Origin of the sequence: Acidovorax carolinensis, assembly GCF_002157145.1 — a bacterium.
Classification (GTDB): domain Bacteria; phylum Pseudomonadota; class Gammaproteobacteria; order Burkholderiales; family Burkholderiaceae_C; genus Acidovorax; species Acidovorax carolinensis.
This window is the reverse complement of record NZ_CP021361.1, coordinates 54,121-67,865: the sequence shown is the minus strand read 5'-3', so window position 1 is coordinate 67,865 and position 13,745 is coordinate 54,121. Positions and strand designations below refer to the sequence as shown.

Below are 13,745 nucleotides of genomic sequence, written 5' to 3'. Positions count from 1 at the left end.
GCCGGCGCCCATTCACCGTTGCGGAGTTTTCCCCCATGTCCCTGGCCGATCGGGTACGCCACCCTGCCTTTCTTCAACGTGTCATGTCGGCCGAAGAGGCGGCGGCGCTGATTCCCACGGGTGCCAACGTCGGCATGAGCGGCTTCACCGGCGCGGGCTACCCCAAGGCCCTGCCCCAGGCCATCGCGGCCCGCGCCAAGGCCGAGCACGCCGCCGGCAAACCCTACAAGATCAATGTCTGGACAGGCGCCTCGACCGCCCCCGAATGCGACGGAGCCCTGGCCGAGGCCCATGCGCTGGGCCAGCGCCTGCCCTTCAACACCGACCCCATCGCGCGCAAGGCCATCAACGCCGGTGAGATCGACTTCATCGACATGCATCTGTCGCATGTCGCGCAGCATGCGTGGTTTGGCTTTTTGGGCCCCCTGCACATTGCGGTGATCGAGGTGCTCGGCGTGACGGCCGACGGCCTGCTGATTCCCGCCGCCGCCGTGGGCAACAACAAGACCTGGCTGGAAATCGCCGACCAGGTGATCCTCGAAGTCAACACCAAGCCCTCGGCCAAGATGGAAGGCATGCACGACATCTACTACGGCACGGCCATTCCGCCGCGCCGCGTGCCCATCAACATGACCCATGCGGACGACCGCATTGGCCAGCCCTACCTGCGCGTGGACCCGGCCAAAGTGATTGCCGTGGTGGAAACCCACAAGGGCGACCGCGACAACGTGTTTGCCACACCCGACGACAACTCCAACAAAATCGCCAGCTACATCATCGACTTCCTCGCGCACGAAATGAAGGCGGGCCGCCTGCCCAAAGAAATGCTGCCCATCCAGTCGGGCGTGGGCAACGTGGCCAACGCCGTGCTGGCCGGCCTGCTGCACGGGCCGTTTGAGAACCTGCTGGGCTTCACCGAGGTGCTGCAGGACGGCATGCTGGACCTGCTGCGCGCGGGCAAGATGAGCAAGGCCTCGGCCACCGCGATCTCGCTGTCCAAAGGCGCCTATGAGGACTTCGAGAAAAACATCGACTTCTACCGCGAGCGCATCATCCTGCGCCCGCAGGAAATCAGCAACCACCCCGAGCTGGTGCGCCGCCTGGGCATCATCGCCATGAACTCGATGATCGAGGCCGACATCTACGGCAACATCAACTCCACCCACCTGATGGGCACGGGCATGATGAACGGCATCGGCGGCTCGGGCGACTTTGCGCGCAACGGCTACCTGTCGTTCTTTGTGACGCCCTCGGTGGCCAAGAACGGCTCCATCAGCTGCATCGTGCCCATGGTCTCGCATGTGGACCACACCGAGCACGACACCCAGATCATCGTCACCGAACAAGGCCTGGCCGACCTGCGCGGCCTGTCGCCGCGCCAGCGCGCGCAGGTCATCATCGACCGCTGCGCGCACCCCGATTTCCGCCCGCAGCTGCAGGACTACTTCGACCGCGCACGCGCCCAGGGACCGCAGCACACGCCGCACATCCTCAGCGAGGCACTGTCGTGGCATGAACGCTTCGTCCAAACCGGTAGCATGCACGCGGCCTGACCCTGGCGGCGGTAGGCGGCGCCAGATCCCTGGAACTTGTTTACGCTCGCACTACGCAATCACACCCGCGCCACCCCCGCATCAAGGAGCTCCATGTCCATCTGGAAGAAACCCATTTCGCTGTCTCTGCTCAACGAGACCAACGCCAACACCGCCGCCACGCACCTGGGCATCGAGATCACCGAACTGGGCGACGATTTTCTGCGTGGCCGTGTTCCGGTGGACGAGCGCACGCGCCAACCCTTCGGCATCCTGCACGGCGGCGTGAGCGTGGTGCTGGCCGAAACGCTGGGCTCCATCGGCGCCTTTTATGCCTGCCCCGAAGGCCACCGCGGCGTGGGGCTGGACATCAATGCCAACCATATCCGCGCAGCCAGCAGCGGCTGGGTCACCGGCACGGCGCGTGCCGTGCACATTGGCCGCACCACGCAGGTGTGGCAGATCGATATGGTCAACGACGCGGGTGAGCTGACCTGCGTATCCCGCATCACCATGGCCATCCTGGCGCCGCGCTGAGCGGCGGACTGACAGGCGCGCTGCCGCGTTAACCCTATTCAGTGGCAGCGCGCGCGAGGCGCTCGCTCTTCCAGTACACGTCGTCGCCGCCATCCATGCGATTGAGCACGCGCGACAGCACGAACAGCAGGTCAGACAGCCGGTTGAGGTAGTGGCGCGGGGTTTCGCGCATGGCCTCCTGCTTGCCCAGCGCCACCACGGCGCGCTCGGCGCGGCGTGCCACGGTGCGGCACACATGGGCCTGGGCGGCGGCGCGCGTGCCAGCGGGCAAGATGAATTCCTGCAGGCGTGGCAGCGCCGCGTTGTAGTGCGCCAGCGCCTCGTCCAGTTGCAGCAGGGCCTCGTCCTTGAGCAGCTCGAAGCCCGGAATCGACAGCTCGCCCCCGAGATTGAAAAGCTGGTGCTGCACATCGATCAGCAGCTCGCGCACATCCTGCGGCATCGGCTCGCACAGCAGCAGCCCCAGGTGCGAATTGAGTTCGTCCACATCGCCCATGGCATGCGGGCGCGGGCTGTCCTTGGACACGCGCGTGTTGTCGCCCAGGCCGGTGGTGCCATCGTCGCCCGTGCGCGTGGCGATCTGTGTGAGTCGGTTGCCCATGTGTGCTCCTTGTACTGCGGCGCACATTGTCCATGAGAGCCTGTTTACGATTGTGCAGGGATCGTAAACAGGCTCTTACACCAGGCTGGCAAATGTTGGCTGGGGCAACAGCAGGCAAAACTGCTGGCCACGCCCGGCGTGCTGCGGTGCAATGAAACCCTGTTCAACTTTGACGGAGCTCTTCATCCCATGAAAGCCATTCAACGCCGCACCTTTGCCTTCGACGCCCGCAGCGTAATGCTGTTCACAGCACTCTCGCTGGGCGGCGCCGCTGCCCTGCAGGCCCAGACCGCACCGGCCGCAGCGCCCAAGGCACAAGGGGGACCCTCCTACGGACCCGCTACGTCTTCTCCCAACCCCACAGCGCCCGCTGCAACCGGCACGTCGGCCGCCGCAGCCTTTGACCGCGCCGATGCCAATGCCGACGGCAAACTCAGCGCCGATGAAGCCGCCACACTGCCAGCCATTGGCAACCGTTTCGAGCAGCTTGACACCGACCGTGACGGCAGCCTGTCGCGCACGGAGTTCGACAAGGGCGCCAAGTCCTGACCGTTGATACGCCGGCGGCGCGATAGCCGCCACTCCAGTTGATAGCGCAGCGCCGTGGTGAGGCTTACCCGCCCCATCGCGGCGCATTGGCGGGTGCCCGGTGGTATTCTTTTGCGCTACCCGGAGACCGCCCATGAACGCACCCACCGCCGCCTCGCACCTGCTGCCCGAAATCCATCTGCGCGATGTGCCGCAAGCACTGATCGCGGCGCTGCAAAGCCGGTTCGGCGCGCAATGCTCGCTGGCCCAGGCCGTGCGCGAACAGCATGGGCGCGATGAAGGGTCGCTGCAGGCCCCGCCGCCCTCGGCCGTCGTGTTTGCCGAAAGCACGCAGGACGTGGCCGATGCGGTCAAGCTCGCCAGCCAGTACGAAGTGCCGGTGATTCCCTACGGCGCCGGCTCGTCGCTCGAAGGCCACCTGCTGGCCGTGCAGGGCGGCATCAGCATCGACGTGGGCCGCATGAACCGCGTGCTCAGCATCAACGCCGACGACCTCACCGTGACGGTGCAGCCCGGCATCACGCGCAAGGCGCTTAACGAAGCCATCAAGGACACGGGCCTGTTCTTCCCCATTGACCCCGGCGCCGACGCCAGCATTGGCGGCATGAGCGCCACGCGCGCCAGCGGCACCAACGCCGTGCGCTACGGCACCATGCGCGAGAACGTGCTGGCGCTCGAGGTGGTCACCGCCAGCGGAGAAGTGATTCGCACCGGCACGCGCGCCCGCAAAAGCGCGGCCGGCTACGACCTCACGCGCCTGATGGTGGGCAGCGAAGGCACGCTGGGCGTGATCACCGAAGTGACGGTGCGCCTGTACCCGTTGCCCGAGGCGGTGAGTGCCGCGATCTGCTCGTTTCCGAGCATCGAAGCCGCCGTGCGCACCACCATCCAGACCATCCAGCTCGGTGTGCCGATTGCGCGCGTGGAGCTGATCGACCGCCACAGCGTGCGCATGGTCAACGCGCACAGCAAACTCAGCCTGCGCGAAGAACCCATGCTGCTGATGGAGTTCCACGGCTCGCCCGCCAGCGTGAAAGAACAGGCCGAAACCGTGCAGGAGATCGCCGCGGAATGGGGCGGCAACGCTTTTGAATGGGCCAGCACGCCCGAAGAACGCACGCGCCTGTGGACCGCGCGGCACAACGCGCTGTTTGCCGCCGTGCAAAGCCGCCCGGGCTGCAAGGCCATCAGCACCGACACCTGCGTGCCCATCAGCCGCCTGGCCGACTGCCTGCTCGAATCGGTGGACGAAGCCGAAGCCAGCGGCATCCCCTACTTTCTCGTCGGCCATGTGGGCGACGGCAACTTCCACTTCGGCTACCTGCTCGACCCCAGCATCCCGCAAGAGCGCATTACCGCCGAAGACCTGAACCACAAGCTGGTGGCGCGCGCGCTCAGCATGGGCGGCACCTGCACCGGCGAGCACGGCGTGGGCCTGCACAAGATGGGCTTTTTGCTCGACGAAACGGGCGTGGGCGCGGTGGACATGATGCGCGCCATCAAGCGGGCGCTGGACCCGAAGAACATCCTGAATCCGGGGAAGATCTTTGCGCTTTGAACGCTATCATTTAGATAGCTAATAACGCTTTTGTCTATTGGACATGGGCCCTTTTTGACCTGAAAATCACCACCGCGCCTCGAACGATCTCGTCCGTTCGACCCGCCAAGGAAGTGATCCATTCATCAACGAAGGAGTCCATCATGAAGCAATATGGCGCAGAGTTTTTGGGTACGTTCTGGCTTGTTCTGGGGGGTTGCGGCAGTGCGGTTCTGGCCGCAGCGTTCCCGGGCGTCGGCATCGGTCTGCATGGCGTGTCGCTGGCCTTCGGCCTCACCGTGCTCACCATGGCCTTCGCCATTGGCCACATATCGGGCTGCCATCTCAACCCCGCGGTGTCCATTGGGCTCTGGGCGGGCGGCCGTTTTCCGGCGAACCAACTTCTGCCCTACATCGTGGCGCAGGTCCTTGGCGGCATCGCTGCGGGTGCGGTCCTGTACGTGATAGCCAGCGGGGCACCGGGGTTTGATGTGGCAAAGGGATTCGCCTCCAACGGCTATGGCGAACACTCTCCGGGCGGATATTCGTTGGTCGCCGCACTGGTGACAGAAGTCGTCATGACCATGTTCTTCCTGCTGGTCATCCTGGGCGCCACCGACAGGCGGGCCCCGGCCGGATTCGCCCCCATCGCCATCGGTCTTGCACTCACGCTCATTCACCTCATCAGCATTCCGGTGACCAACACCTCGGTCAACCCGGCACGCAGCACCGGCGTGGCCGTTTTTGTCGGCGGCTGGGCGGTAGCGCAGCTGTGGCTGTTCTGGGTGGCGCCGATCGTGGGGGCACTGCTGGGCGCCGTGACCTATCGGGCCATCGCCAGCGAGCAAAGCTGAAACCCCGGGCGATCGCCTCTTTCGAAGATTCCGCAGCCATTGCGGCACAGCGCTCGCCGGGCCGCGACAATCACCCGCCCGGGTGGAAATGTCATCCATCCGCCACAGCCGCCATTGGCCCCAAATTTTGGAAACCCTCATGACCTGTTCTTCCCCTTCGACCCGCATCTTCATCAAAGCGGTGCTGGCCAGCGCCGTTCTCGCCCTTGGCAGCCGGGCGCAGGCCCAGGCAGTCTTCAAGATCACCGCGATTCCCGACGAATCGCCCACCGAACTGGCGCGCAAGGCGGCGCCGCTGGTGAAATATCTGGAGCAAAAACTGGGCACGAAGGTGGAGTTCACGCCCGTGTCGGACTACGCCGCCGCCGTGGAGGCGCTGGCCAACAAGCAGGTGGACATGGCCTGGTATGGCGGTTTCACCTTTGTGCAGGCCAGCATCCGCTCGGGCGGCAAGGTGGTGCCCCTGGTGCAGCGCGAAGAGGACGAGAAATTCCGCTCGGTCTTCATCAGCGGCGATCCGGCCATCCAGTCGCTGGCCGACCTCAAGGGCAAGACCGTGAGCTTTGGCTCGCAGTCCAGCACCTCGGGCCACCTGATGCCGCGCAGCTATCTGCTGCAGGCCCAGATCGACCCCGACAAGGACTTCCGGCGCGTGGCCTACTCGGGCGCACACGACGCCACCATTGCCGCCGTAGCCTCGGGCAAGGTGGACGCGGGCGCGCTCAACATCTCGGTGTGGGAAAAATTTGTGGCCGACAAGAAGGTGGACACCAGCAAAGTCAAGGTCATCTTCACCACCCCGGCCTACTTCGACTACAACTGGACCGTGCATAGCGACATGCCGGTGGCCCAGCGCGAAAAGCTCACCAAGGCGTTTCTGGACCTGAACCGCAACACCCCCGAAGGCAAGGAAGTGCTGGACCTCCAGCGCGCCACGCGCTTCATTCCCACCCAGGCCAGCAACTACAAGGGCATTGAAACCGCAGCGCGCAATGCGGGCCTGATCAAGTGAATGCGAGCGCTCTGATTTTGATAGCTTATTGCGCTTGTGCAATAAGCGCTGCAGCATGATTTGGTTATGAAAGTGCGGCTGGACCGCGTCACCGTGCGCCACCCGGCCGCACGCGCCGGTGCACCCGCAGCGCTGCGGGGTCTCGACTTGACGGTAGCGCAGGGCGAGCAGGTGGCCGTGATCGGGCCGTCGGGCGCGGGCAAGACCACGCTGCTGCAACTGCTGGCCTGCGCCCAGCGGCCCGATCAGGGCAGCTTGCAGCTCGACGGCATCGATCCCTGGGTATTGCCGCGCCGCGCATTGCAGCGCCTGCGCGGCCATCTGTTTCTCGCCCCCCAGGTGCCGCCGCTGCCGCCCCGGCAGCGCGTCGTCACGGCGGTGCTGGCGGGGCGCCTGCCGCACGAAAGCCTGTGGGCCAGCGTGCGCAGCCTGGTCTATCCCACCGGCATCGGGCTGGCCGAGCAGGCGCTGAGCCGTTTTGACGTGGCCGACAAGCTGTTCGACCGGGTAGACCGCCTCTCGGGCGGCGAGCGCCAGCGGGTGGGCCTGGCGCGGGCGCTGGCCTCGCAGGCCAGCGCGCTGCTGGTGGACGAGCCCCTGTCCGCGCTCGACCCGGCGCGCGCGCAGCAGGCCCTGGCCTCGCTCACGCAGGCAGCCCGCGAGCGCGGGGCCACGCTGATTGCCACGCTGCACCATGTGGACATGGCCCTTGCGCATTTCCCGCGCATCGTCGGGCTGCGCGACGGTGCGCTGGCCTTTGACCTGCCTGCGACGCAGGTGACGCCACAGCACCTGCACCAGCTGTATGCGCAGCACCTGGACGAGCTGACCCAAACGGCGCCGCCCGCCCCAGATGCGCCCGTGGCTGCGGCACCCGTGCCCATGCAGTGCCGTTAGCGCAACCGCCCATGTTGTCTTTGCTGCATGCCCCCCCCGGCAAAAACCGGCCGCCCGCGCGGCACGACCCGGCCTGGCGCGGCCGCCTGGCCTGGGCCGTGGTGGCGCTGGTGCTGCTGTGGCCCATGCTGGTGCTTACCGAGTTCAAGCCCTGGCTGCTGCTGGCGCCGGATGCGCTGAAACCCTCGCTGCGCTTTCTGGCCGATTTCGTGCCGCCCAGGTGGGACGCCGAGTTTCTGGCCCTGGTGGCGCGCGAGACCTGGCGCACCGTGGCCATTGCCACCGCAGGCCTCACGCTGGCCCTGGTGCTGGCCGTGCCGCTGGCGTTGCTGTCGGTGCGGGTGCTGTCGGTCTCGTCCCTCACCGGCCCCATGGCGCCACTGCCGGCGCTGGTGCGGCTCTTGGTGCGCTGGCTGCTGGTGGTGCTGCGCAGCGTGCCCGAGCTGATCTGGGCGCTGGTTTTTGTGCGCGTGGTGGGCCTGGGCCCCACGGCCGGCGTGCTGGCCATTGCGCTCACCTTTGCGGGCATGCTGGGCAAGGTGTATGCCGAAATCCTGGACAGCGCCGAGCCCCATGCGGCCGCCAGCCTGCTGCGCAATGGCTCGGGCCGGCTGCAGGCCTTTTTGTACGCGCTGTTGCCGCAGAACGCCGCCGAGCTCACCAGCTACACGGTGTACCGCTGGGAATGCGCCATCCGCTCGTCGGCCGTGCTGGGCTTTGTCGGCGCGGGCGGGCTGGGCCAGCAGATGGACGCCTCGATGAAGATGTTCGAAGGCGCCGAGGTGGCCACCATGCTGCTGGTGTTCATGGCGCTGGTCTGGCTGGCGGACCGCATCAGCGCCTGGCTGCGGCAAAGGCTGGCATGAACACGCAAGCGCCGCCTTCAGCGCCCCGGACCTCCCCCCAGCGCTGCCTGGCCTGCTGGTGCGTGGCCGCAGCGGCGCTGGCGCTGGTGGTGCTGAGCTTCTGGTCGCTCGATCTGCAATGGGCGCAGTTTCTTTCCGCCCCGGCGCTGGCCAAGATGGGCCGGTTTCTGGCCGAGCTGCTGCAGCCCGAAACCAGCCCGGTGTTTCTGCAAAAACTGCTGTGGGCCACGCTGGAGACGCTGGCCATGTCAGCGCTGGGCACCTTGCTGGCGGTGCTGCTGGGCCTGGCGCTGGCCCTGCCCGCCAGCAAGGCGTTTGATGGAGACCCGGCGCGCTGGCGCGGCCCGACGCGGCTGCTGCTCAACGCCCTGCGCAGCATTCCCGAACTGGTGTGGGCCACGCTGCTGCTGATCGCGGCCGGCCTGGGGCCGTTTGCCGGCACGCTGGCGCTGGCGCTGCACACCGCGGGCGTACTGGGCCGCCTGTTTGCCGAAGCCATCGAGAACGCCCCGCCGGGCCCCGGCTTTGCCCTGCGCGTGCGCGGGGTGGCCAGCAGCCGCGTGTTTTTGTATGCCACCCTGCCTCAGGTGCTGCCGCAACTGTTGAGCTACACGCTGTACCGCTGGGAAAACAACATCCGCGCCGCCGCCGTGCTGGGCGTGGTGGGGGCCGGCGGGCTGGGGCAGATGCTGGCGTACCACATGGGGCTGTTCCAGATGGGTGAAACCAGCAGCGTGCTGGTCGCCATGCTGGCGCTGGTCGCGCTGGTGGATGCACTGAGCTTTGCCAGCCGGCGCTGGCTCGCGATCTGACGCAAAGCGCTACTGTTTCAATAGCGCACTGCGCATTTTGGACCTACGCCAGGGCCGTTTTTTATACGGATATTTGGTCAGGCTGCCGTGGCCATGCCATCAGACCAGCGCCCGCAATGGTCCGTCTTTTCATCCAGGGAACATCGGCGTAGCATCGCGCTCGCGTTAGCGTGTTTGGTTTACACGATGGAGGTTCACATGGTTTTCTCCACTCCCAACCGACAACGGGGTCTTTGCGCGTTGGCCTCAGGGCTTTGCCTTTTGTCTACCGCTGCCGTTGCACAAACGGCGCCCCCGTCGATCACGGCCTCGCCCGAGATCTACAAGGTAATTGCAGAAAACGCCAAGTACCGGGTGATATCGGTCACCTGGGCTCCAGGGCAAAAGGATGCCATGCACTCCCACCCCGACTCGGCGGTCTACGTTCTCACCGACTGTGCCCTGCGCTACGACCTTCCCAACGGCGCAACGCGAGACGGGTTCCCACCCGCTGGTTTTGCCGTGGTGCAGGCACCTATCGAAGCCCATTCCGTGGAGAACGTGGGCAAATCCGACTGCAAGCTCATCATGTTTGAGCCCAAATAGGCGACATGCGGCCTTTGGCCACCCCAGTGCCCAGCCGCTGCCGCCCGATCAGGCCGCCACCACGGCAGAGCGCCGCAACCGTGCCGCCACGCCCACACCCACCAGCGCAGCCGACACCACGCTCAGCGCCAGCGTGATGGCCGAGCCGTAGAAGATGCCCGAGGTCATGCCCCGGTCCAGCAGGGCGCCAAACACCGGCGCGGCCAGGCAAAAGCCCAGATCCAGCCCCGAATACACCGTGCCATAGACGCGGCCCGTGGCGCCGGGCGGGCTGGCGCGCTTGATGAGCATGTCGCGCGACGGGCTCGCAAGACCCGTTCCGACGCCTGCCAGCGCGGCCACCACCACGGCCGCCATGCCGGGCAGCCAGCCCGTGCCCACCAGCACCAGCAGGGCGGCCGAGGCCAGCAGGCACACCGAGATCACCTTCTCCAGCCGCACCACGCGGCCCACCAGAAAGCCGCCCACCACCATGCCCGCTGCGCCGCACAGCATGTAGCCGGTGACCACCAGAGCGGTCACGCTGAGCGGCAGGCCGTACATGCTCTGCAGCGCGGGGCTGGCAAAGCTCTGGATGGCGCTCAGGGCGCAGGTGCTCCAGAAAAAGAAGGAGAAGCACAGCCACACCGACGGCAGCTTCAGGAAGGCCATGGGGTGCTCATCGGCCACGGCCTTGGCGCCCGGGGCCTGGTGCGCCCAGGCGCCCTGGCGGTCGTCCAGCGCGTCGCGGTTCCACACCATGACGGCCAGCACCACGAGGGCCAGCAGGGCGCCGCACAGGCAGGCCGCACGCCACGAGCCCGTGGCCGAGGCAATGCCTGCCATGAACACCGGCGCCGTGGCCCAGCCCAGGTTGCCGCTGATGCCGTGCACCGAAAAGCCATGGCCCAGGCGCTGCGGCGACACGCGCTTGTTGAGGATGGTGAAGTCCACCGGGTGGAACGGCGCATTGCCCAGCCCCGCCAGCGCTGCCGCCAGCAGCAGCCCCACATAGCCCTGCGCCGTGCCCGCCACCAGGCCGGCGGCGGCAAAGCTCGACAGCGCAAAGAACAGCACCGGGCGCGCGCCCACGCGGTCCACCAGAAAACCCGACAGCGCCTGGCCCACGCCCGACACCACGAAGAACACCGACACCAGCAGGCCCAGCTCGGAATAGCTGAAGCCGAACTCGCCAATCAGCCACGGAAACAGCGGCGGCAGCAGCATGTGGAAAAAGTGCGAGCTGCCGTGCGCCAGGCCGATGAGGCCGATGGTGCGGGCGTCCTGCCGCAGGGGAACGGCGTTCTGAGCGCCTGGGGAAACGTGGGTCATGGCACTGATCTTAGGCAACCCCGCCTCGGCAGGTTTACGATAGCCTGCCAATTTCTATCGCCAACATGCCAAAAGCAGCCCCGCCCACCGACGCCGCCCCGCCACCACGCCCGCAGCGGGCGCTGTCGTATGTGAAATTGCTCACGCCGCACCTGTTCGTGCCCACTGCCGAGCGCCCGGTGCGCGCCAAGGTGCGCCAGCTGGCGGCCGACACGCAGGTGATGCCGCACAGCCACCCCTGGGCGCAGGTGGCCATCTCGACCACGGGCGTGATCCGGCTCACGGTGGACCGGGGCACCTACATCGCGCCGCCCTCGCGCGCGCTGTGGATTCCACCCGGCGTGGAACATGCCGTGACCATGGTGGAAGACGCCGATCTGCGCACGCTGTATTTCCACCAGCCGCGCGGGCGCTGCGGCCCGGGCGTGCCGCGCCACGAAGAGGCCGCCTGGCGCCAGTGCCGCGTGCTGGAGGTGTCCGACCTGCTGCGCGCGCTGGTGCGCGAGCTGCCGTCCACGCCCGACGACGGCCCCGCCCTCACCCCCGACGAACGCACCCGCGAGCGCCACCTGAACGCCCTGGTGCTGGGCGAGCTGCGCCGCGCCGCCGCCGTGAAGCTGGGTGTGGACCTGCCCCACGACAAGCGCCTGCGCCACCTGTGCGAAGCGGTGCTGGCCGATCCCACGCGCCATGAAACCCTGAGCGCGTGGGCGCAGGACACCGGCGCCAGCCCGCGCACGGTGGCGCGCCTGTTTCGCACCGAGCTCTCCAGCACCTTCACGCAGTGGCGCCAGCAGGTGATATTGGCCAAGGCCGTGTCGCTGGCCGCGGGGCGCATGCCCATGGGGCAGATCGCCGCCGAACTGGGCTACAGCCCCAGCGCCTTCAGCGCCATGGTGCGCAAATCGGTGGGCCAGCCGCCGGGGCGGTTTCTGGGACATCAGCCACCGGGGCCTGTGCAGTAGCGCTGCGCAACCGCCGGGGTGCCTGGCAAGGGCAAGGCGGCCGCCTGAAAACGGCGGGGCCGGGCGGGGTGCTGACAGGCGATCGGCGTCTTGTCCTAGGCCGTTTTCGCTGCGCGCCTACGTTCATGATCCTGCGCTTCTGTCAGATTGGGACCATCTCCAAGACAGGGTTTGAACATCATGAAAAAACACATCCGCAACCAGGTCGCAGCCCTTTTTCTGCTGCTTCCGACCGCCACCGCACTGCTGGTCGCTCCGGGCACGGTCATGGCGCAGCCCGCCGCTGCCGAGTTGCGATCACTGCAGGTGGAGACAGACGACGGTCTGCGCGCCGGCGCCGACCTGCAGTTCACCATCGAGGGCACACCGCGTGGCCGGGTGCAACTCAAGATTGACGGTGTGCCGCGCAGCATCGTGCTGCAGGAAACCGAACGGGGGGTGTACACGGGAAGCTACACCATCCGCCGCCAGGACCGAATCAACGAAAACAGCGCCGTGCGCGCCACGCTGAAGGTGCGCAACCGCAGTATCACGAGCAACTACGCGCTTCCAGTGGGCATCGGTGGACGGGACGTGGCCGCGCCCACCGCACCGCCACCCGGCCTGAAGATCGACCGTTTTTCGGTCGCCCCCATTGACAGGATGGAGCCCGGCGCCGAACTGCGCTTTACGCTCAACGGCGCACCGGGTGGCAGGGCCCATTTCGACATTCCCGGCGTGATCGACAACGTGCCGATGCGCGAAGTACAGCCCGGTGTCTATGAAGGCGCCTACACCATCCGTCGCATGGACAACCTGGCGCCGTCGCGGCCCGCCGTGGCCACCCTGCGTGTCGGTGAGCGCACGGTCTCTTCGACCCTGACCCAGCCTCTGATCACCGATGCCAGACCACCGGTGATTCGCCATGTGTCGCCGCGCGACGGCGAGACGATCCCGCGCAGCCGGGACACCTCGGTTTCCGGGACCTTTGATGATGTCGGCGGTGTGGGTGTGGACCCCAAAAGCGTTCGCATCGTGATCGCGGGACGTGATGTGACGTCCGCTGCACAGATCACTGCGCAGTTTTTCACCTACCGCGCAGACCTGCCCGCCGGCCGGTACCCGGTGGAAGTGACCGCCCGGGACATGGTGGGCAATGGCATGCGCCAGAACTGGACCTTCAACGTCGATTCGCAAATGAACGCTGCGCCCACCACCGTACAGCTGCAGGTGACCAGCCACGCCAACAATGCCACGGTGGACAGAGGCGCCGTTGTCGTACGCGGCCGCACCGCGCCGGGCGCGGTGGTGGACGTCAAGGTGAATGCGGTGGGCACGCTGGTGGGCGTGTTTGGCCTGAACCAGGAATTGCTGTCGCAGCGTGTACAGGCCGATCGCAACGGCGACTTCTCGTTCAGCTTCACCTCGCAGGTGCCGCTGCCCGGCACCCGCTACGAGGTGACGATGACCGCTGGCAGGGATGGCATGGCAGCCACCGAGACGCAGCTGGTGCTGTTCCAGAAGTAGGCGGCAGCCCGCACCGGTTCATCTGGAGGGCCACTCCGCAGCGCTGAACCGGTTTGTCATGAAAATTGAATAAAATCGCTGCCAAGCGCTTGATGGATATGCGCCATTAGCTATTAATATAGTAGCAAATTGGTGCCCAAGTGCCTGCAGCAACGTCCCAGTAACGCTAAGGTGGTGGCTT

14 protein-coding genes are annotated in these 13,745 nt (G+C 66.6%); 12 read left to right on the top strand and 2 right to left on the bottom strand.

What is annotated here, in order from left to right; translation table 11 throughout:
- The first annotated feature begins 35 nt into the window (after positions 1-35).
- Both CBP34_RS00310 and CBP34_RS00305 read left to right on the top strand, forming a co-directional pair.
- Entirely contained in the window at positions 36-1,553 is a 1,518-nt protein-coding gene (locus CBP34_RS00310; RefSeq protein ID WP_094096956.1) for an acetyl-CoA hydrolase/transferase family protein, read from the top strand.
- A gap of 93 nt (positions 1,554-1,646) precedes the next feature.
- Positions 1,647-2,069 carry a hotdog fold thioesterase gene (locus CBP34_RS00305; protein ID WP_094096955.1) on the top strand — a complete coding sequence of 141 codons (423 nt, stop codon included), beginning with the start codon at positions 1,647-1,649 and terminating at the stop codon, positions 2,067-2,069.
- A 34-nt stretch (positions 2,070-2,103) separates the two neighbouring features.
- Here the strand turns inward: CBP34_RS00305 and CBP34_RS00300 are convergent, their stop codons facing one another.
- Positions 2,104-2,670: a cob(I)yrinic acid a,c-diamide adenosyltransferase gene (locus CBP34_RS00300; RefSeq protein WP_094096954.1), complete on the bottom strand. Its 567-nt coding sequence runs from the start codon at positions 2,668-2,670 to the stop codon at positions 2,104-2,106.
- Between the two features lie 189 nt (positions 2,671-2,859).
- Between CBP34_RS00300 and CBP34_RS00295 the strand changes: the two genes are divergently transcribed.
- From CBP34_RS00295 to CBP34_RS00260, 8 genes are all read left to right on the top strand, one after another.
- Positions 2,860-3,219, top strand: a complete 360-nt coding sequence (locus tag CBP34_RS00295) for an EF-hand domain-containing protein (RefSeq protein ID WP_094096953.1) — start codon at positions 2,860-2,862, stop codon at positions 3,217-3,219.
- A gap of 133 nt (positions 3,220-3,352) precedes the next feature.
- A complete protein-coding gene (locus CBP34_RS00290; protein ID WP_094096952.1) occupies positions 3,353-4,777 on the top strand; it encodes an FAD-binding oxidoreductase in 1,425 nt (474 codons plus the stop codon).
- 143 nt (positions 4,778-4,920) lie between these two features.
- Entirely contained in the window at positions 4,921-5,610 is a 690-nt protein-coding gene (gene aqpZ, locus CBP34_RS00285) for an aquaporin Z (RefSeq protein ID WP_094096951.1), read from the top strand.
- 139 nt (positions 5,611-5,749) lie between these two features.
- Complete coding sequence (locus CBP34_RS00280; RefSeq protein ID WP_094096950.1) at positions 5,750-6,622, top strand: putative selenate ABC transporter substrate-binding protein; 873 nt, start codon at positions 5,750-5,752, stop codon at positions 6,620-6,622.
- 66 nt (positions 6,623-6,688) lie between these two features.
- Positions 6,689-7,519 carry a phosphonate ABC transporter ATP-binding protein gene (locus tag CBP34_RS00275; RefSeq protein ID WP_094096949.1) on the top strand — a complete coding sequence of 277 codons (831 nt, stop codon included), beginning with the start codon at positions 6,689-6,691 and terminating at the stop codon, positions 7,517-7,519.
- An 11-nt stretch (positions 7,520-7,530) separates the two neighbouring features.
- Positions 7,531-8,385 carry a PhnE/PtxC family ABC transporter permease gene (locus tag CBP34_RS00270; protein ID WP_094096948.1) on the top strand — a complete coding sequence of 285 codons (855 nt, stop codon included), beginning with the start codon at positions 7,531-7,533 and terminating at the stop codon, positions 8,383-8,385.
- Positions 8,382-9,197: a phosphonate ABC transporter, permease protein PhnE gene (phnE, locus tag CBP34_RS00265; RefSeq protein ID WP_094096947.1), complete on the top strand. Its 816-nt coding sequence runs from the start codon at positions 8,382-8,384 to the stop codon at positions 9,195-9,197. The genes CBP34_RS00270 and phnE overlap by 4 nt, the downstream gene beginning before the upstream one ends.
- A gap of 261 nt (positions 9,198-9,458) precedes the next feature.
- Positions 9,459-9,782, top strand: a complete 324-nt coding sequence (locus tag CBP34_RS00260) for a cupin domain-containing protein (RefSeq protein WP_094096946.1) — start codon at positions 9,459-9,461, stop codon at positions 9,780-9,782.
- A gap of 48 nt (positions 9,783-9,830) precedes the next feature.
- On the opposite strand, the gene CBP34_RS00255 is transcribed toward CBP34_RS00260, so the two are convergent.
- The gene (locus CBP34_RS00255; RefSeq protein WP_094096945.1) at positions 9,831-11,093 is read right to left on the bottom strand and encodes an MFS transporter; all 1,263 of its coding nucleotides are present in this window, start codon (positions 11,091-11,093) and stop codon (positions 9,831-9,833) included.
- Between the two features lie 65 nt (positions 11,094-11,158).
- On the opposite strand from CBP34_RS00255, the gene CBP34_RS00250 reads away from it, so the two are divergent.
- Together CBP34_RS00250 and CBP34_RS00245 are read left to right on the top strand one after the other, a co-directional pair.
- Positions 11,159-12,058, top strand: a complete 900-nt coding sequence (locus CBP34_RS00250; protein WP_094096944.1) for an AraC family transcriptional regulator — start codon at positions 11,159-11,161, stop codon at positions 12,056-12,058.
- A 180-nt stretch (positions 12,059-12,238) separates the two neighbouring features.
- On the top strand, positions 12,239-13,564 hold the full coding sequence (locus tag CBP34_RS00245) for a hypothetical protein (protein ID WP_094098984.1): 1,326 nt from the start codon (positions 12,239-12,241) through the stop codon (positions 13,562-13,564).
- Positions 13,565-13,745: the final 181 nt, after the last annotated feature.

What these genes read in the sequence shown, in the direction of transcription:
- CBP34_RS00310 (WP_094096956.1), top strand. Translation starts at nt 36, where the DNA reads ATGTCCCTGGCCGATCGGGTACGCCACCCTGCCTTTCTTCAACGTGTC.
- CBP34_RS00305 (WP_094096955.1), top strand. Translation starts at nt 1,647, where the DNA reads ATGTCCATCTGGAAGAAACCCATTTCGCTGTCTCTGCTCAACGAGACC.
- CBP34_RS00300 (WP_094096954.1), bottom strand. Translation starts at nt 2,670, where the DNA reads ATGGGCAACCGACTCACACAGATCGCCACGCGCACGGGCGACGATGGC.
- CBP34_RS00295 (WP_094096953.1), top strand. Translation starts at nt 2,860, where the DNA reads ATGAAAGCCATTCAACGCCGCACCTTTGCCTTCGACGCCCGCAGCGTA.
- CBP34_RS00290 (WP_094096952.1), top strand. Translation starts at nt 3,353, where the DNA reads ATGAACGCACCCACCGCCGCCTCGCACCTGCTGCCCGAAATCCATCTG.
- aqpZ (WP_094096951.1), top strand. Translation starts at nt 4,921, where the DNA reads ATGAAGCAATATGGCGCAGAGTTTTTGGGTACGTTCTGGCTTGTTCTG.
- CBP34_RS00280 (WP_094096950.1), top strand. Translation starts at nt 5,750, where the DNA reads ATGACCTGTTCTTCCCCTTCGACCCGCATCTTCATCAAAGCGGTGCTG.
- CBP34_RS00275 (WP_094096949.1), top strand. Translation starts at nt 6,689, where the DNA reads ATGAAAGTGCGGCTGGACCGCGTCACCGTGCGCCACCCGGCCGCACGC.
- CBP34_RS00270 (WP_094096948.1), top strand. Translation starts at nt 7,531, where the DNA reads ATGTTGTCTTTGCTGCATGCCCCCCCCGGCAAAAACCGGCCGCCCGCG.
- phnE (WP_094096947.1), top strand. Translation starts at nt 8,382, where the DNA reads ATGAACACGCAAGCGCCGCCTTCAGCGCCCCGGACCTCCCCCCAGCGC.
- CBP34_RS00255 (WP_094096945.1), bottom strand. Translation starts at nt 11,093, where the DNA reads ATGACCCACGTTTCCCCAGGCGCTCAGAACGCCGTTCCCCTGCGGCAG.
- CBP34_RS00250 (WP_094096944.1), top strand. Translation starts at nt 11,159, where the DNA reads ATGCCAAAAGCAGCCCCGCCCACCGACGCCGCCCCGCCACCACGCCCG.
- CBP34_RS00245 (WP_094098984.1), top strand. Translation starts at nt 12,239, where the DNA reads ATGAAAAAACACATCCGCAACCAGGTCGCAGCCCTTTTTCTGCTGCTT.